The following is a 17623-nucleotide window of genomic DNA, read 5'->3' on the forward strand; positions in this document are numbered from 1 at the left end:
CGAAGCGAGGTCGATGTGGGCAAAAGTTCAGTACCGGAGTGTGGCGGTCGCAACACTCCGCCGAGCGCCGAAAAACTCCTTCGAAAACGACTCAACGACGGCGGGATCATATCCCTTGCAGCTGAAAATGTCGAGGTAGGCGTGATTGGTTTCATTGGCAAAATGGCCGCTGATCAATGAGGTTGAGATCAGCTGCACCATGGAGTAGCCGGCGACACGGCCTTCGCCGAAATTGACGACCTGGCATTTACCGTAGCGCTTCATGCCGATGAGCTCACAGAGCTCAACCACATAGCGCTTGATATGATTCGCATCACGTATAAGATCGGGATTGCAATCGTGGAGATCAACAGCGGTGCAGAGCCCCCATGCCTTGCCGCTTCCCACCATGTCTTTGACAGGATGAGGAGCAGCCGCAGGGGCGTTGGATGGTAAGATCGTGGACTCGGAACTGGCCGAGGTACTCATAGGGGGTTGATCCCTTTCTGTAAAAGGTTGTGTTGACAGGAACTCTCATGCGTGAACTATACCATAAATTCTCTTGCTACGAATAATCGCCGAGAGGAATATTTTGGCTTTGAGGGGGTCGGGCACGCTGTGATCAATCGGTTGACAAGGTCTCGGAGCTCAGGAACAATATGCCAATGTCATCCGCCTCCAACGCGTCTCGAACCGAGTTGCCCGATCGTTTCTGCACTTGGTGCAAGGTTCTCATGAGGAAGCGGCTAGTGGGCGGCAACCAGTTCATCCATTACACGTGCCCAAAATGCATCTTTCAGCACACCACCAGGCGTGGACCGGAACTTCGGACACCGCGTCGATAGTCTCTCTTCTGAACCTGGTAGCGGTGCTGAAACTCCGACGCTCATAATACTTCTCCCGATGGATGGGACAGAGCCCTTTGGCTTGGATGGTTGCCGTTACCTCTTTGATCATGTCATTGTTGCCGCACAGATAGACGGCTGAATCTCGAACCGACGTAACCTGTTCACGGATGAAACCGTTCACTCGCCCTTTGGCTCCGGTCCAGGTAGGTCCAGGCCGAGACAGGGTGATCACAAAGGAAAACTGCGGGTGACGCTCCGCCAAGGCCTGGAGCTCATCTTGGTAATACAAGTCGTGCTCATACCTCAGGCCCCAAATAAGCGTTACCGGTTGAGTGCTACTTCCTTCGAGCTGCGTCAAAAGCATGGACCGAAACGGGGCGATTCCCGTCCCGGTTGCCACCAAGAGGAGCCGTTTGGTCGGATCCTCTCGTAAATAAAAAGAACCAGCCGGGCCCTTAAAACTCACTGTGTCGCCCTCATGAAGGCTGAAGAGATAAGTCGACCCAGGCCCTCCCGGTACCAGGTTGAAGAGCAGCAGCACCCGATCCGAGATCAAGGGAGGTGAGGCAATGGAATAGGGCCTTGTGGCCGGGTACGGATATCCTTCCTTTGGCACGTCAAACGAGATAAATTGCCCTGCCTTAAAGATGATCTCTTTGGGTTCGCAGAGCGTGAGCTCTAGTTCGCGGACATCCTGTGTCAAATCCCTGACCCGACTCACCTTGGACAGAAAGAGTCCCATTGTCGTCCTGCTCCCTGCCTTACCCTACAAGACTTTTCTTTACCGTAGCACATACGCTCATTTATATCCGGGGAATGCCGATGAGTCATTCTTTGCCGGCTCGCCATCTTCTTCCTCGGATGCGAGGGTACCGACGACAAACTGTGTAGGATGGGCGGCACGGACCAGCCGGATTCCTTTTCAGAAGCGAACCGGGCTACCGGATGGCTTGGATTATCTCTCCAATATAAATTTTCTGTTGAGGAAGTGGAGCTGGGAGTCGCTTGCCGTGGCGTTATGCTCGGCCACCTTACTAGCCGCGAGAAAAATTGCTCTGGACCTGCTCGTCGAGAATATGGGTCAATCGTTCTCGATCCGTAGGGCTGATTGCAACAATTTTTGCGCCTAATTTAGGTTTACGCACGTGAATGACTTCCAATTCGCAGGTCAAGGACCTCCCATGCTCAAGATCTATCCCCAGTTGAAGCACATCGCCGTTCTTCACGAACAGACGGCTTTCTAGACGGACGCCGGACTCGCTGACGTCGAGCACCTTGCACGGAGCCGAGAGCGATCCGCGCTGCAACCGACCGACACGGCCGACCTCGAGGCGCGAGTGCTTACGCTTGAAACCCATAGCCGCTCCTCTTATTCCTCACATCATAACAGGAGGATGAATCTTGCTGAAGCGATTGCAGAAATGCCTACAGCTTTCCACCGAGCAAGGCACGCACCTGTTCCATACGTCTGCGGTTAACACCAAGATCGCTGTGGCCTAGGCGGGAAGCAGAACGAAAGTGAATGGTCTTCGTGGTCTCATCGAAGAGGAACTCCACGTCATCGACGAAGCGGAGCAGCAGGCTGGTGAACTCGTAATGGAGATAGGACTCGTCCTCATCGACGAGCTTGGTCCGAGGCAATGTTGTGAGCACCGTTTTCAACGCCTCTTTCGCTTCCGCGCGAGCCTTCGTGTACAGGAACGGCGCGATGGTGTGGCCCTCATCAGTGGCCTGCGTCGAGACGCAATTAGGACTGGACGGGCAAGGGGAAAGTGTACGCTGACTCATGTGGCCCGCACTGTACCCGCTTCCATCACCGCGCGCAACCAAATCTCTGCAACGACTACGGTATGATGATGGTCAATAGGAGATACTCGTCAGCGTCGGTATTGTCTCAGCTGGGCCCACCACCTCTACCGAGACTCGCCCGATAATACGCCCGTCTTGGGATTCGACATCGACCCGCCAATCGCCTGGGTCAAGGCGCTGCTTGAAGCTATAGGCTCGATAGCCGCCTTCGCGCCCCCCGGAGATCTTGATGGGAATTCTATCCGCATGCACGAACGGTCGCTCGCTGTTCTGGCGGAAGTACCAATGGTGGTAAATGGTCGTATTGAGATCGACCGGCGCAAAGACGGCGGTGAAGCAATAGATCGGCAGGTTTGCGGGATAGATCGTATCCGAACGTTTCCAAAACTCATACCACTGTTTCTCAAACGCCAGTTCGAACTGGTCTCCGGCTCGCTTGACGTCATGATAGATTCCACCAAATTTGAGCGACAGAGGCACAGGCGGGATCCAATTCAGAAAATAGAACCCGACCAGCATGCCGATCAGTGCTGCGGCGGGAACGGTCACACCGATTGCTTCGCCTCGCGACCGGTGCTGATTATTACGATAGATCAGCTGAGTCACCCGCAAGATGACCGCGACGCTTACGATCGCTCCCATCACAAAAACAGCAGCATTCATGTAGCCGGTCATCACGGGAAAAAAGAACGTGAAGAACGCAAAACAGACCACTGCATAGAGGCTGATCAGCAGCCGAAGATTTGAGAGTCGGTCGCGCAAAAACTCGTTGGCTACCAGGAGCATGATAAGCAAGGCAAAGAAGACTGCCGTGCCGGTGAACGTGGCGCTTCGCGAGTAGAAGATCGTGTAAGCACTGAAGAGGCCACCCAACAAGAACTGACTTGCCATGGGATAGTAGGGACGGCTCTCCAATACCCAACGCATGAAGGGAGAACATGATGCGAGCTGGGCCCGATCAGGTGGGGGCTCAATTCCCAATCGTCCCGTCAGTACGATCAAGGCACCCAGTAACGCCAGATACAGCATCAGCACGAGATTATCCAGAAGCCGATCGATGCGTGTGAGAGTGAGCGTGTCGTAGATCACACCAGAAAGAAAGAACACGGCCGGCATGAACGGTTTCGCAAGCGTGGATTGGATCTTCGCGAGCGGACTCATGTCACCACTGTGCAAAATGGTCGGGAATTGATCAACGGAAATTTGGGTTCACGAGACCGGGTTGATCGGCTGTGCCCGCGAGCAATACGAGCTTCTTGATGGTGACTCACACGAACGCCGGTAAGGGGGCATACACGACGGGGTGACCAATCAACCGCTCCAACCATGGCGCCATCGCCGCTTCGTGGAGCGGAGCGTAATTGAGGCGTGCTTCGATCTTGAACTGCCCATTGATTCCGACGATGCCGATGATCGCGGAGGCATCCTCGGCATCAGGCAACAGCGCACGCGTTTGAAATTCGCAGAGTGTGGTGTACAGGAGACCGTGGGGTCGAATCGCAGTCTGCACCTCCGGCAGATCATCCAGCGGGCAGTGGACGGAACAACGATACACAAGCCGTACTCCGGGTTCGATCTCCTGGAAATCCGCCAAGGCTCCTTCTGAGAACCCTGTGAGGTAGACGCGAACGCCGGCCGGTTCCGGATGGAACGTCTCCGCAAGCTTGCTGGCCGGCACGAGGAATTCAAACGAATCGGACGAGTTGTACTCGAACTGGCAGGGTCCAAACGCATCGGGCCAAGAGCAGAAGAACGGAATGGAAGCATCGGAAGGTCGGACGATCACCACGTTCTTCTCCACATGAGTCTCGATCGGCAGGTCCAACACGGTAATCGCATCGAGGAAGGCCGCTCGCCTCTCATCCAACCAGCTGGTCCGATCGGCATCCCCGCGAATTTCGCCGGGCGTGATGACGACCTGAGTCTGGAGGCGGACCCGGATGAACGAATGGGCATGCCGAAACCCAATCCAGAACATGGCACGTTGATCATGAAGTTGTAGGACTTCTCGAATGCGCCAGGGATGGCTGATGGAGCAATAGGTGCCGATATTTTCATGACGCTGATAGACCGTATGGTAGGCTCCTGATAGCAGAAAGAAATCCCCGCGCCATCGTTCCCGTACATGGATGAGCGTGACGTCTTCCGTGGCCCAGGGGTCAAGCAGATCGAAGTCGTCGACCGACCCGACCGTCCATTCCTCCACATAGCAGATCACGTCGCTGGCGGGCGAGACCGGCTTTAACCCGAGTGCGGCGAGCCGGTCCCCCACGGCAAGCGCATGATCGAAGCTGAAGGACGTCGTCGTTTCCCATCGCCGCTCACGCACCGTGAGGGATCCTTCAAGACCGATTGAGGTTAACGTCTATTTTCAGAAGCTCGCTGCCTCTCCCCACGGGGCTGCCACGGGTCACTGTTGTGGGAGACGCCGCGCCGGGCGTAACGCCTTGTTGTCAATCGTCGTGTCGGCGATCAGCCGATCCAGTCCGTCTCGTATGGTCACCGCCAATTGTTCTCGCAGATCGTCATCACTGAACCAAAACACAGTTCGACTTCGCCCCCCTTCAATGGTGCGGATGGTCGTGCTTCGATCGACGAGATTCCGGGCCTGAATTGTAAACCGACTGCTGGTGTCGATCACGGTGGAAAAGACGCGGCTCTTCGCGGTAGCGGAGAAATCTTTCACCTGTCCGCTGATGACAATATCGGCATCCGCTGCGGATCCTGGCGAGGCCACACGCACATCCCATACCCGATCTCGCCACCCGCGAGTTCTTAGGCGATCGGCGAGTCGCTGAGTGATCAAGGCCGCAAGCCCATCACCCGACACATCGAAATACGTGGTTCCTCCCCAGAGATGAGTCCGCGTCCCCACACGGCTCTTGTCCGCCCGTCGATCGTCAAACGGTTCGACGGCGATCTTGATCGGATCGATGTCGGTCAACTGCACCAGAGGTGGTTTCTCGCGCAAGTCCAGATGACGCACATGTCCTGTTCCTCTACAGCCGGCCAACATGGTCGCCATCATGATGACACAGACCAGAACTCGTAATGACGATTGCTTCACGGGCTCCTCCCTGTCAAAGTTCAAAAAGAGTGGCGGCCCAGTCTACCCAAGTTCGGCGCCGGAGACAATTAGGATAAAAAAGTTAAGGGGTGACGAGGGGGTGCATTGACCGAAAGGTTTCGCATGCCACCTGAGCCAGCCGTCCCTCCCGTACTCGGGGATCGCCTAAGGGTACATAGCGAACGACCTTCAGAAACGATCGTTCTGCCAGCACGGCAGCGATCTGGGCCTTGCGGTCATGGGTGAGCGGCAGCGTATAACCCTCTCCCCGATTCCACTCCCATAACGACGGCGCCAGAGAAAGTTCCAGGTCTCTTCCTGCGAGCTGGTGAAATCGGCCGAGCAGCTGGCGCTTGTATCGTCCGATCTCCGACCCTTCCAGCAAGAGCGCGTAGGCCACGTGGTGTCCCCACCAGACCAGCGTACGGAACGTGAACTTGTTCCCGCCGGAGAAGTGTTTGGGACAATCAAGGTATTGATAGGGGAAATCCTCGAGATGCTCTCCTTTGACCAGCTGGTGGAGGTTGGGATCGAAATCGGGAGGGACGACAAGCGACAGACCTACCAACTCCTGCTGTAACGCCCTGAGTGTCACCTCAAGCATCGCTCGTATTTTTGTTGTGATCGCAGCCCTTTTCCGAAAAAAATGTGCGTCGGCCAGTAGCCTGGCCTCTTCGTCGGTAAACACAAACGGATGGGGCATCGGATCTTGGCTACTTGTAGCGCGTTTCAAAAGCCGAGACAGTCAGCTCGTATTGCCGTCGGCAGTCGGCACAGCGCAACAACACGAGATCCTGGAACACGTCCATTTCACGGAGCGTCAGAGAAGCCTGATGCGTGGAGATACAAGCCTTGAGGAACTCCTCGCCGGGCGGCTGGTCTCGCAGAACAGCTTCATCGGCCGTTTGTTGGGCCGAGGATGCTTTTGCAGTGACCGTGGCAACCGACAGGTAATGGGTGGATTTGCATGAGCTACAAGAAAGCACCACCGTACGCTCGTCCGTCATTCGCTTGATGGTCACACACAGGGGATGGACCGACCAGCACTGTTGCAGAAACGCCCCGCTTCGGATGACCTGCGCCATGCTTGTCTCAATCAACGGGGAGGCGATGGGAAGTCCCTTCGGCAACGTTCAGAAGTCACGCAGGAGTAGCAGAGAATTCAGGGTATGGCTGCCAGAGGAGTCCCATCCTTCTTGGGAGAAGAAGAGACGGTCCCCTCCTGAACCGAACGACAGGTTTTGCACACCCGTGGTCGTGCTTTTAAGAAGGAGACCTTCCCACTGGCAAGACAACTGTAATGAACAAACTCGTCACAGACCGTGCAACGAGACCAGCCTCCCCGAAGCATCGTTTTGTCCCGATACAGGTCTTCGCGGCACACCCTGCAAAGGCGCGGCTCGATTGGAAGCGTCATCGGCTCCCACTCACCGCCGGCTTTTCGGATACTCATAGGGGTGGGAGTATAGCGGGGCGATCCACGGAAAAACAAGCGAGAGGGAGACGCAAGGGTTCTGATGAAAACAAAAACTGTCAGCTATGCAGGTTGCCTCAGGTCGTTCGTCAGAATCACACGTTGGTGTGCTTTGATCGTGGCGGCCCATCGACCCGGATCAGACGCGGTTACTTGCCATCGCCTGCATTCGGCTTGGTGGTTTGTGATATTCCAAGCCATCGGAGAGCGTCTTCAGGCTTATCGAACGCCTTGAGAAGTATGCCACGGTTTACTGCAACGGTTTCGCCGAACTTCTGCGGGTCAAGCACTGGTTCTCTTAGTACGTAGGCGAATTGTGTGGAAGGGGATACACCCCGTTGAGCAAAGTCCCTGATCGCGCGCACGACGAATTCGCCGTAATAGAAGCGTTCCATGGTTTCGGGTTTTCCAACGAGCTTCCGGCCATCAAAGAACACTCTCTTGGTATTGTGCCGTGCAATAGCCTCAAGGATTTCTACAAAGTTCCGTTTAGCCTCTGCTAACGAAAACTTCCCCATTGCCTCTACATTGAGGAAGTCTGATTCAATGCGTATCGCTGATCGTATGCTCATGAGATCACCGGTCTTTCCAGCCAACGATTTGTGATGACCCGACGCAGGCTGGGGTGTGGAGGGGGCCCTCGGCTCCAGCGGCAGGCCAGGAGCGCCGTGCGGCAGCGATGTCAGATTGCGAGGCATCTGGTTGGATCATAGCGAAGATGTCCGACTGATTACCAAGAGCAGAGGCTCTTGTCACCATACCGAGTGATGCCGTTTTTCGCAACCTACATATAGGGGATCAACGTACAGGCTCGGATGGTTGTGGTACTATGCCCCGCATGAACGCGGCGGTGAGTCTCCTCTGGGTGTTGCTCTCCGTTCTTGGTGCGCTCGCGCTTGCCCACGTTGTCGGTGCTGTTAATCCTTCTGAGAAGGTGAATGGGCTCTGGCTGGTCGTTGCAGCTGCTTGCATCTATGTGCTGGCCTATCGGTTCTATGGTAGATGGCTGGCCAAACAAGTCGTTGGACTGAACAATCAGCACGTGACGCCCGCGGTGCGGTTGAACGACGGCGTGAATTTTCACCCCACTAACAAGGTTGTCCTCTTCGGCCACCACTTTGCGGCGATTGCGGGAGCCGGGCCCTTGCTCGGTCCGGTGCTTGCCGCACAGTTTGGATTTATGCCGGGCTTTCTGTGGCTGGTGATCGGCGCGGTGCTGGCTGGAGCGGTGCAGGATTTCATCATTCTTGTGGCCTCCATGAGACGCAACGGGCGTTCGCTACCCGAGATTGCGCACGATGAATTGGGCACCATTACAGGCACGGCCACAGCGGTGGCGGTGCTCTTTATTGTCGTCGTCGCGTTGGCAGGTTTAGGATTTGCCGTCGTGAATGCCCTCTATTGCAATGCCTGGGGTACGTTTACGATCGCGATGACGATTCCCATTGGCTTCCTCATGGGCTTCTATCTCCAGCGGTTTCGGCCGGGCGCGATCGCGGAAGTGTCGGTGCTCGGCATCGTTCTATTACTGGCCGCGGTGTTCTTCGGCCGCGTGGTCGCCCAATCATCCTATGCCTGGTGCTTCGAGTTCGAGAAGCCAGCGCTTGTCTGGCTGTTGGCCGGCTATGGTTTTCTCGCCTCGGTGTTGCCGGGGTGGATGTTGCTGGTGCCTCGCGGCTATCTCTCGACCTTCATGAAGCTCGGGGTCGTCTTTCTCCTCGGGTTCGGCGTGATCCTCATGGCGCCGACGATCGAGATGCCGCGCGTGACGACGTTCGCTTCGGGAGGCGGTCCGATTATCCCAGGCACGCTCTTTCCCTTTCTCTTCATCACGATTGCCTGCGGAGCGATCTCAGGTTTCCACTCGCTGGTCTCATCAGGCACGACTCCGAAGATGATCGAGCAGGAGTCGCAAGCGGTGGTAGGGTATGCGGCCATGCTGCTGGAAAGTTTCGTCGGGGTGATGGCATTGATCGCGGCCTCGGTGCTGATTCCCGGCGACTACTTGGCGATCAATACGACATTGGGAGCGGATGCGCTGACGGCGATGGGATTTGCCCCATCACGAATCGCTGAGCTGTCACAGCTGGTTGAAGTCGATGTGGCAGGACGACCGGGCGGCGCTGTCTCATTGGCAGTTGGGATGGCGTCGATCTTTTCCGCGTTGCCTGGTATGTCTGGCTGGATGGCTTATTGGTATCAATTTGCGTTGGTGTTCGAGGCCTTGTTCATCCTCACGACGATCGATACGGGAACACGCGTGGCGCGGTATCTCATTCAAGAAATGGGCGGGCGGGTCTATGCGCCCTTTCGTCGAATGAACTGGGTGCCGGGAGTGATGTTGAGCAGTGGTCTGGTCGTGGGAGCCTGGACCTATTTGATCGGGACAGGCAGTATTTCGACGATTTGGCCGATGTTCGGCGCTGCGAATCAGCTGCTGGGTATGCTGGCGCTCTGCATTGGGACGACCGTGTTGATCAAAATGTGGAAGTCGCCCTACCTCTGGGTGACGGCTCTGCCGATGCTTTTCGTAGGTGCGATTACATTGACCGGCACTTATGAGATGTTTTGGATGTTCTTGAAGAAGGCCGGATCATTGGCGGCGGGACAGGCCTTTGCCCTCTATCTGGACGCGGTGTTGGTGGCACTGGTGGCGGTGCTGGGCGTCATCGTCTTAAGCGACAGTAGCAGGCAATGGTATGGCTACGTTATCCTGAAAAAGCCGTTCACGAGCAGCGAGGTGGTCGTGACGGCAGGTGGAGGGTCGGTAGGGCGGATGCAGACGGCGATTCATTGTGATGAAGAGAAGGGCTTTAAGTTGCCGCACGGGACTGGATGCTGCTGAGGGCAACATGGCCGATCTCTCTTGCTCGCCCACCGCGGGTGAAGGGAACAGGAGCAGCCTGTTCCTCATCTCGGTCGCCGAACGTACACCTCTGCTCATTTGATTAGGGCATTTGATGTGAACGATGTACACGTTCGATGCGCGCATTCGAGGATCAACCAGTCCGCCCCTTGGAGTAGGTGAGGAGCCAGGAAGGAGGAGATTGTGGCTGAGCAGTTTTCATTTGACGTCGTGTCGGAAGTGAATATGCAGGAGCTGAAGAACGCACTGGATCAGGCGACGAAGGAAATCAAACAGCGGTTCGATTTCAAGGACTCGAAGACGGAGATCACGTTAAAAGAGAAGGAAAAAGAGCTGGTCGTGGTCTCGGACGATGAGTACAAGCTGAAGGCGGTGCAGGAGATCATTAAAGCGAAATGCGTGAAGCGCGGTGTCTCGCTGAAAGCGTTCTCACAAGGCGCGATCGAACCGGCGTTGAGCGGGACGGTGCGGCAGGTGGCCAACATTCAGAGTGGACTTGCCTCGGATAAAGCGAAAGAGATCACCAAGGCGGTCAAAGATTCCAAACTGAAAATCCAAGCCCAGATTCAGGGCGAGCAAGTGCGGGTGTTGGGCAAGAGCAAGGATGAATTGCAATCCGCGATCGCGTTCTTAAAGGGCAAAGATTTCGGCATCGATTTGCAGTTTACGAATTATCGCTAGGCAGCGTGAAAACCCTCATGCGAAACCTAGGTGCGGCCTTCGTTCTTGCGGCCGCTCTCTTCGGTTGTGGTCGCAGTGATCCGATCGTCGTCATTCAACTCCACCCGAACAATCCGGATATCATCTATGTCGCAACCAACGACTACATCTATAAGACCCGTGACGGCGGGCAGACATGGACGAATCTGTCCAAAGGGATGAGTTACTCCCGTGTGATCGCCATGGCAATCGATCCCGTTTATCCGGCGACGGTCTATGCAGGGACAAAGGGCGATGCCGTCTACAAGAGCCATGATGGAGGACAACGCTGGGTCTCGATGCGTTCCGGGCTTGATGATGCGACAATCACCTCCGTGGTGAATCAGTTTCTCTTCGATCCGGTCGATGCGCAGCACATCTTCCTCGCCACGACGATGGGCGTGTTTGAAACCAAGAATGGCGGTGAGCATTGGATGAAGAAAATGGAAGGGATGAAAGAGGTATTGATGGTTGTGACGCTGGGCATGGATCCGACCAGACCTTCCATTCTGTACGCCGGCACCAGCGGCGGCGTCTACAAGTCGATCGACCAAGCCGGCCGTTGGGAAAAAGTGAACAGCGGTTTAGTTCCACCGGATATGCTGAAAACGTCGCGTGCGCTGAACGTCACCTCGATCCTGGTCGATCCCTACGAGCCCGATACCATCTATGCGGCCACGCTCGCGGGGCTGTACAAATCAACGGATGCGGCCAGGTCTTGGAAGCGAATCGGAGCGTCGCTTGCCGACCAGATGATTGTTGCCATGGTACTGGATCGAACGCGTCGAGGCGTGATCTACATCACGGGGCGCGATGGAGTGCATCGCAGCGAAGACGGCGGCGCGATATGGAAGCTGATGAACAGCGGGCTTATGACAACCAACGTCAGAACCATCGCGCAAAGTGCGACGGATTCGAAGGTCTTCTATGCCGGCACGAACGGCAGCGGTTTGTATCGCAGCAAAGATGCGGGAGAGACTTGGGAGCCGATGCCGGCGCTTGTGGGTAGGTCATAGGAATTGGGCTATCGTCTCCGGCTGTTCAGGTCGGAGTCTCCGATAGAAGCACCGACTCCGCGTCGCGGCAGTGCGGAAGTTCCATCACGATTTTGCGTGCGGTCGACTTCGAAGCCGATGCTGCTGGACATGGAGGTGTCCTGGATGTCCGTCCCTGGCCGATGCGGGAGTTGGCTGTCCTGGACATCGTCCCCTCTCCGCGGGCGAAGTGACTCTCCCACATTGCTATAGGGAGATACCGAGGCTCCGATGTCCGCACCGAAGTGAGAATTCAACTTGGTGTCCTCGATGTCTCCTCCGATTCGTGAGCGCAAGGTCGTATCTTGAATCTCCATCCCGGTCGGTGCTGATGATGGCGGTCTTTTGGCTTTGAACTCTTTCTTAATTGTCTCTTCATCCGCTTGGATCTGCGCTTTGGCCCGGCCGCTGGCTTCATAATCGACTTCGCTGAGGCCTTGCTGTGCCTCGTTCAATTGATCCAGACGTCCCTTGAGTCGAAACAGGTCTTCACGAGCATGTGCGACCGTGCCGACGATTTCACTGAGCGTATATTGGCGGGCAAATGTGCCTAGCTTCGGGCCTCGTCCGGAGCCACCGCCCAAACCATCGTTTCCGGATCCAACACCAAATCCAGCGGAATTAAAAATGCCTTTCTGTTGTACGGCCTTGAGTATGTGATTGGCTTCATCGATCAAATCGACGATTTCCGCTGGTGCGTTGTTGTCGATCAGGCAGCATGAGACGAATGTCCGATAGCGATCTGAAAATTTGGAAGCTGCATTCTGCAATTCCACGATCTTTATCGGAGCCCGGTCGGGGAGATCGAATCCCTGGTGGCGTGCAGTTTCTCTGAAAGATTCTGCCGCCTGGTGGTCGTAGAGCGCCTCACAGCCCGAGTTCTTTTTCGTCGAAATCTGCTGGTCGGGTGTCTTGCTTGAGCACCAATAGATCGGTGCCGGCTGGTTGAGCGGATTATCAGGATTGAAATCCTTTGCAACGGCCTGCCCTAAACAGACGAACAGAACGATGAGGAACAGGAACGGTCTTGAGTACGAGCAAACTAAATGACAGGTATACATGAAAGCATTCTCTAATCGAAATTTCTTGAAGTCAACGAAACTCTACAAGTTAGATGGGCCAGGAATGTATCGGTACCGGCCACGGGAGTAGAGCATAGCTTGTTGTAATTGAAAACAAATTGGTCAGACCCGATCAACTCCACGTGGCAGCGCATCCCTCCTCCTGCATCTGCATTAAACTCACTAGGTAACTTAAAAGTCAGTTGACAACCAAGAATGCGCGAGTATACTTCGCTTGGCGTGGGGAAAAGTGGAGGCGAGTGGGAAAGGATATTTTTCGTGAACACTTTCATGTTCCGGTGCTTGGACAGGAAGTGTGTACTTGGCTTATTTCTGATCGATCAAGGACTATTTTGGATTGTACGGTGGGATATGGTGGGCATGCAGAAATGCTCCTAGAATCTAGCCCGACTAACGCCACGATCATAGGGTTAGACCGAGATTCTCAAGCCATTGATTTCTGCCGGCGACGGTTGAATCGATTCGGAGATCGTATTGTGTTGCGACAAGGGAATTATCGGAACTTGAAGTCGCATCTTGCTGAAACCGGTACCGCGACGGTCGACGGCGTGCTGTTCGATTTCGGGGTTTCGTCTCCACAGTTGGATGATCCGTCGCGAGGGTTCAGCTTTCAGCGAGAAGGTCCGCTTGACATGCGCATGGACCAAACGATCGGGGAAACTGCCGCTGATCTGGTGAACCGTAGCTCCGAACACGAGCTCGCGGACATCATCTTTCAGTATGGAGAGGAGCGATATGCCAGGCGAATTGCTCGAGCAATCGCGCAGGACAGGCAACGCCGTCCGGTCGAGACTACAGGAGCACTCGTTTCCATCATCGCTCGGTCCGTGCCGGCGTCGTATCGCCACGGACGGATCCATTGTGCAACGCGGACATTTCAGGCGCTACGAATTGTGGTGAATCACGAGGTGGATTTCTTGGAGCCGTCCCTTCGAGATGCAACGGAAGTGCTGTCCTCTGGGGGGAGAATCTGCGCGATCTCCTTTCATTCCCTCGAAGACCGTATCGTCAAGCATGCATTCCGATCCCTCTCACAAGGACCGGAAGCCGCCCTTTCCGTACTCACCAAGAAACCGGTTCTTCCTTCTCAGGCAGAGTGTGAAGCGAATCCCAGATCGAGAAGCGCGAAGTTGCGAGTCGCCGAACGTCAACCGAGGATGGGGCTTTTATGAAAACCGTCGCCGTTTTTGTAGGATTCTGTCTTGTGTTGGTGTTCGTGTGGGAGCGTGTAGACGTGGTTCGGATCGGTTATGAAATCGAGCGGTTGAAGCGTGACAAGGGGGCGCTGGAACGTCAACGGGATGAACTCCGCGTCAAGGTTTCTGCATTGAGTGCCTCCGACCGGATCGCCAAATTGGCGACCGAAAAACTCGGTATGAGTCTGCCTCAACAAGGGCAGATCATTGTGGTTCAGTCCAGGCCAAGTGATGTCCATCCCTCAGTTGTTGTGCCAGTTGGGCTGAAAGTCGCCAGGAATTATCTTCCCAGCGGGAGGCTCTAGTGGCTGGCTCTCTTTCTCGCGGTCGTCGGTATGGCCTGTTGCTGCTGTTGCTCTGCGGTTTTGGGGTGGTTCTGTTCCGGTTGGTCATGTTGCAAGTATTGCAAGCGGCTGAGCTCTCGGTTAAAGCTGATCGACAGCATCAAAAGACGGTCACGCTGGAAGGGGCGCGCGGTATGATTGTCGATCGACACGGCAAGATTCTGGCCATGAATGTGGAAGTACCGTCCGTATTCGGAGTTCCGAACACATTGGAGAGTCCTATCAAGACCGCTCGACAGTTGTCGCCGATTCTGCATGTGAGGACCGAGGAGTTGGAACGAAAACTTCAACAGGACCGGAGCTTCGTATGGGTGGCTCGAAAGATTGATCCTGAGCAGGGTCGCCAACTCGATCGTTTGTCCCTTGATGGAATTGGTGTAGTAATGGAAGGCAGGAGGTTCTATCCCAAAGGGCCGCTCCTGGCTCATGTGTTGGGTTTTGCGGGAATGGACGGTGAGGGTTTGGAAGGCGTAGAGCATCGCTACGAATCGCATTTGCGCGGTGAAAAGCGGATGATGGTTCTGCAACGTGATGCCCTGGGGCGTACGGTGTTTCCCAAGGGAATGACGGAAGGGAGCCCGACGTCCGGCCATAGCCTCACGCTGACGATCGATGAGGTGATTCAGTATATCGCTGAACGAGAGCTTGAGGACGCGGTTGGACGTGCGCAGGCAAAGTCAGGAACAGTGATCGTGCTTGATCCAAAGACCGGAGCGGTGTTGGCAATGGCGGTCAGTCCGCGATTTGATCCCAACACCGTGTCGGCTCTCAGCCCTGATCGCTGGCGAAACAGAGCGCTTACGGATGCCTACGAACCAGGGTCTACGATGAAGGCGATGATGGCTGCGGCCGCCATTGAGGAACGAGTGGTACGGCCGAATACGATGGTATTCGGTGAGCATGGTCATATGACGATCGCGAACACCGTGATTCATGATCATGAGCGGCTGGGATGGGTCTCCTTCGCGCAGGTGATTCAGAAGTCCAGCAATATCGGGGCGGCGAAAACCGGTATGGCGCTGGGGCAACAGCGTCTCTATCGATATCTCCAAGCGTTCGGTTTCGGACAGCGAACGGAGATCGATCTTCCGGGAGAGGGGGCCGGATTGGTGAGAAATCCAAGAGACTGGGGGCGTCGTTCAGTCGCGTCTATCTCCATGGGGCAAGAGATAGGTGTGACTCCGCTTCAAATGGTAGCTGCGGTCGCGGCTATCGCAAACGGAGGTCTGTTGATGAAACCTTATGTGATTTCAGAAATACGAGATGCTGATGGCCACATCCTTAGACAGATACCTCCTCAGGCCAAGCGACGGGTCATTTCTCCGGAAACGGCACGCAGTGTGACGAAGATTCTTGAAGGTGTCATCACGGATGGCACCGGCGCGAAAGCGGCTATCCGAGGGTTCCGGGCGGCCGGCAAAACCGGTACGGCCCAAAAGATCGACCCCCGAACCGGTTCCTATTCGGCCACTCGATTTGTCGCGTCTTTCACGGGATACGTACCCTCAGACAACCCTCAGCTGGCCATGATCGTGGTGATCGACGAACCTCAACGTGATGCATGGGGCGGAGCTGTCGCAGCTCCCGTGTTTAGCCGTGTTGGGGAACAGGTGTTAGGTTACTTAGGCGTGCCGCCGAATGAGCCTGTCATGTTGGCGATGGCGTCGCCAAGATCGTGATCGTATTTGGACATGTCGATGACCTTGGCAACCTTGCTTCAGGCGCTGGAAGGGCAGGTGAAGATTCTTGATCGTCATGGAAACTTGAACGTGTCCGTACATGCGATCACCGATGATTCTCGGGCCGTCGCGGCCGACGGTCTCTTTGTAGCTGCAAGAGGTGAGCGGGTCGATGGACATGAATTTATTCCGGCGGCGGTGAGGGGAGGCATGGTCGCATTGGTATCACAGCAGCCGGTGAGTGGAGTGTCTCTTCCGTTCGTCCGCGTCGACGACTCCAGAAAGGCACTCGGTTTGCTGGGGAGCCGCTTCTATGGAGATCCTTCGTCGCAGATTCGGATGATCGGCGTGACTGGGACGAACGGAAAAACTACCACGACATATGTCTGCAAAGCGCTCCTGGAAACCCTGGGCCACCCGGTGGGTTTGATTGGAACCGTCGTCTATCAGATCGGTGAGCACACGATGCCGGCGACGCACACGACGCCTGGTTCTCTTGAGCTGCAACAGCTGCTTGCCAAGATGGTCGCAGGCGGATGCACCACTGCGGTTATGGAAGTGTCTTCTCATGCCCTGGCGCAGGATCGCACGAGCGGATGCGAATTTGACGTGGCGGTCTTTTCAAATCTGACTCAGGATCATCTCGATTTTCACAAGACCATGGAGGAGTACTTTCGTGCAAAACTGAGACTTTTTACAGGATTGAAGAGGGGACTGAAGACGAATAAGCGAGCGATCATCAACATCGATGACCCCTATGGAAATCGTATTGTCGAGCGAAGCCCGGTGCCGGTTTGGACCTATGCCATAAATGCCAAGGCGGATTTGCGTGCTGAAGCGGTGCGGTTGTCTCTTCGAGGAACAAACTTTACCGCTGCGACGCCGGTCGGAAGCTTCCCCATCGAGAGTCAGCTCGTGGGCGAGCACAATGTGTACAACTTGCTGGCTGCGGTTGGGGTTGCGCTTCACGAGGGGGCCACTCCTGCGCAAATTCGTGCGGCCGTGGCAAAGATCATTAACGTGCCGGGACGGTTCGAACGTGTGATCGCAGGCCAGTCGTTTACAGTGGCCGTGGATTATGCCCACACCGAAGACGCGCTCGTCCGATTGCTGACGGCGGCACAAGCGCTGAAAACAGGACGCATCATCACGGTGTTCGGGTGCGGTGGAGACCGTGACCGGGGGAAGAGGCCCAAGATGGGAGAAGCGGCTGTGCGCTACAGCGACGTCGTGATATTGACTTCAGACAACCCCCGAACCGAGGACCCCCTCTCAATTCTGGAGCAAGTCGAAGTCGGAGTGATCGAGGGGTTGCGGCAACGGCCACACGTACAGTACCGAAAAGTGCCTGATCGGCGAGAAGCCATCGAAGAAGCGGTGCGTGAGGCCCGTAGTGCGGATATGGTGTTGATCGCCGGTAAGGGGCACGAAGACTACCAGATCATCGGCACGAGAAAGGTTCATTTCGACGATCGCGAGGTGGCGCGCGGCGCCATCGAACGACTCTAAACCCACGTCCAGTTTACGCGAGCAGGGCCCGGTCGGT

At 55.7% G+C, this 17623-nt stretch carries 18 protein-coding genes; 7 read left to right on the forward strand and 11 right to left on the reverse strand.

The features are described 5' to 3' along the window. Window positions 1–27: 27 nt before the first annotated feature. From P0119_21255 to P0119_21300, 10 genes are all read right to left on the reverse strand, one after another. Window positions 28–468 (reverse strand): S-adenosylmethionine decarboxylase, encoded by a 441-nt coding sequence (locus tag P0119_21255; protein ID MDF0668585.1) that lies wholly within the window; start codon window positions 466–468, stop codon window positions 28–30. Between the two features lie 276 nt (window positions 469–744). Next, window positions 745–1569: an FAD-binding oxidoreductase gene (locus P0119_21260; GenBank protein ID MDF0668586.1), complete on the reverse strand. Its 825-nt coding sequence runs from the start codon at window positions 1567–1569 to the stop codon at window positions 745–747. Window positions 1570–1861: 292 nt separating this feature from the next. After that, complete coding sequence (locus P0119_21265; GenBank protein ID MDF0668587.1) at window positions 1862–2185, reverse strand: PilZ domain-containing protein; 324 nt, start codon at window positions 2183–2185, stop codon at window positions 1862–1864. A 67-nt stretch (window positions 2186–2252) separates the two neighbouring features. Next, entirely contained in the window at window positions 2253–2615 is a 363-nt protein-coding gene (locus P0119_21270; GenBank protein ID MDF0668588.1) for a DUF1499 domain-containing protein, read from the reverse strand. A gap of 72 nt (window positions 2616–2687) precedes the next feature. Continuing rightward, complete coding sequence (locus P0119_21275; protein MDF0668589.1) at window positions 2688–3797, reverse strand: DUF2914 domain-containing protein; 1110 nt, start codon at window positions 3795–3797, stop codon at window positions 2688–2690. 106 nt (window positions 3798–3903) lie between these two features. After that, window positions 3904–4965, reverse strand: a complete 1062-nt coding sequence (locus P0119_21280) for a hypothetical protein (protein MDF0668590.1) — start codon at window positions 4963–4965, stop codon at window positions 3904–3906. An 81-nt stretch (window positions 4966–5046) separates the two neighbouring features. Then, on the reverse strand, window positions 5047–5703 hold the full coding sequence (locus P0119_21285) for a hypothetical protein (GenBank protein MDF0668591.1): 657 nt from the start codon (window positions 5701–5703) through the stop codon (window positions 5047–5049). Window positions 5704–5785: 82 nt separating this feature from the next. Further along, window positions 5786–6406 (reverse strand): hypothetical protein, encoded by a 621-nt coding sequence (locus P0119_21290; protein ID MDF0668592.1) that lies wholly within the window; start codon window positions 6404–6406, stop codon window positions 5786–5788. 10 nt (window positions 6407–6416) lie between these two features. Further along, entirely contained in the window at window positions 6417–6788 is a 372-nt protein-coding gene (locus P0119_21295) for a hypothetical protein (protein MDF0668593.1), read from the reverse strand. A gap of 538 nt (window positions 6789–7326) precedes the next feature. Continuing rightward, a complete protein-coding gene (locus P0119_21300) occupies window positions 7327–7749 on the reverse strand; it encodes a hypothetical protein (protein MDF0668594.1) in 423 nt (140 codons plus the stop codon). A 257-nt stretch (window positions 7750–8006) separates the two neighbouring features. On the opposite strand from P0119_21300, the gene P0119_21305 reads away from it, so the two are divergent. The 3 genes from P0119_21305 to P0119_21315 all read left to right on the forward strand — a co-directional run bounded on the left by P0119_21305 (window position 8007) and on the right by P0119_21315 (window position 11758). After that, window positions 8007–10022, forward strand: coding sequence for a carbon starvation CstA family protein (locus tag P0119_21305; protein ID MDF0668595.1), 2016 nt, complete (start codon window positions 8007–8009; stop codon window positions 10020–10022). Between the two features lie 204 nt (window positions 10023–10226). Continuing rightward, window positions 10227–10724 carry a YajQ family cyclic di-GMP-binding protein gene (locus tag P0119_21310; GenBank protein ID MDF0668596.1) on the forward strand — a complete coding sequence of 166 codons (498 nt, stop codon included), beginning with the start codon at window positions 10227–10229 and terminating at the stop codon, window positions 10722–10724. Between the two features lie 17 nt (window positions 10725–10741). Further along, window positions 10742–11758: a hypothetical protein gene (locus P0119_21315; GenBank protein ID MDF0668597.1), complete on the forward strand. Its 1017-nt coding sequence runs from the start codon at window positions 10742–10744 to the stop codon at window positions 11756–11758. Window positions 11759–11766: 8 nt separating this feature from the next. Here P0119_21315 and P0119_21320 read toward each other — a convergent pair whose 3' ends face one another. Beyond that, window positions 11767–12837, reverse strand: coding sequence for a hypothetical protein (locus tag P0119_21320; protein MDF0668598.1), 1071 nt, complete (start codon window positions 12835–12837; stop codon window positions 11767–11769). Between the two features lie 260 nt (window positions 12838–13097). Here P0119_21320 and rsmH point away from each other — a divergent pair, with 260 nt between their 5' ends. From rsmH to P0119_21340, 4 genes are read left to right on the forward strand one after another with little or no spacing between them, the layout of a single operon-like run. After that, window positions 13098–14030, forward strand: a complete 933-nt coding sequence (gene rsmH, locus P0119_21325) for a 16S rRNA (cytosine(1402)-N(4))-methyltransferase RsmH (protein ID MDF0668599.1) — start codon at window positions 13098–13100, stop codon at window positions 14028–14030. Continuing rightward, window positions 14027–14359, forward strand: a complete 333-nt coding sequence (locus P0119_21330; GenBank protein ID MDF0668600.1) for a cell division protein FtsL — start codon at window positions 14027–14029, stop codon at window positions 14357–14359. Before rsmH ends, P0119_21330 begins: the two co-directional genes overlap by 4 nt. Then, window positions 14359–16077: a penicillin-binding protein 2 gene (locus P0119_21335; protein MDF0668601.1), complete on the forward strand. Its 1719-nt coding sequence runs from the start codon at window positions 14359–14361 to the stop codon at window positions 16075–16077. The genes P0119_21330 and P0119_21335 overlap by 1 nt, the downstream gene beginning before the upstream one ends. Window positions 16078–16095: 18 nt before the next feature. Then, the gene (locus P0119_21340; GenBank protein ID MDF0668602.1) at window positions 16096–17586 is read left to right on the forward strand and encodes a UDP-N-acetylmuramoyl-L-alanyl-D-glutamate--2,6-diaminopimelate ligase; all 1491 of its coding nucleotides are present in this window, start codon (window positions 16096–16098) and stop codon (window positions 17584–17586) included. Window positions 17587–17623 lie beyond the last annotated feature (37 nt).

Source organism: Nitrospira sp. (assembly GCA_029194665.1).
In the GTDB taxonomy this organism is placed as follows: Bacteria; Nitrospirota; Nitrospiria; order Nitrospirales; family Nitrospiraceae; genus Nitrospira_D.

Coding starts and splice junctions, on each gene's coding strand:
- P0119_21255 (MDF0668585.1), bottom strand. CDS start 468: ATGAGTACCTCGGCCAGTTCCGAGTCCACGATCTTACCATCCAACGCC.
- P0119_21260 (MDF0668586.1), bottom strand. CDS start 1,569: ATGGGACTCTTTCTGTCCAAGGTGAGTCGGGTCAGGGATTTGACACAG.
- P0119_21265 (MDF0668587.1), bottom strand. CDS start 2,185: ATGGGTTTCAAGCGTAAGCACTCGCGCCTCGAGGTCGGCCGTGTCGGT.
- P0119_21270 (MDF0668588.1), bottom strand. CDS start 2,615: ATGAGTCAGCGTACACTTTCCCCTTGCCCGTCCAGTCCTAATTGCGTC.
- P0119_21275 (MDF0668589.1), bottom strand. CDS start 3,797: ATGAGTCCGCTCGCGAAGATCCAATCCACGCTTGCGAAACCGTTCATG.
- P0119_21290 (MDF0668592.1), bottom strand. CDS start 6,406: ATGCCCCATCCGTTTGTGTTTACCGACGAAGAGGCCAGGCTACTGGCC.
- P0119_21295 (MDF0668593.1), bottom strand. CDS start 6,788: ATGGCGCAGGTCATCCGAAGCGGGGCGTTTCTGCAACAGTGCTGGTCG.
- P0119_21300 (MDF0668594.1), bottom strand. CDS start 7,749: ATGAGCATACGATCAGCGATACGCATTGAATCAGACTTCCTCAATGTA.
- P0119_21305 (MDF0668595.1), top strand. CDS start 8,007: ATGCCCCGCATGAACGCGGCGGTGAGTCTCCTCTGGGTGTTGCTCTCC.
- P0119_21315 (MDF0668597.1), top strand. CDS start 10,742: ATGCGAAACCTAGGTGCGGCCTTCGTTCTTGCGGCCGCTCTCTTCGGT.
- P0119_21320 (MDF0668598.1), bottom strand. CDS start 12,837: ATGTATACCTGTCATTTAGTTTGCTCGTACTCAAGACCGTTCCTGTTC.
- P0119_21330 (MDF0668600.1), top strand. CDS start 14,027: ATGAAAACCGTCGCCGTTTTTGTAGGATTCTGTCTTGTGTTGGTGTTC.
- P0119_21340 (MDF0668602.1), top strand. CDS start 16,096: ATGACCTTGGCAACCTTGCTTCAGGCGCTGGAAGGGCAGGTGAAGATT.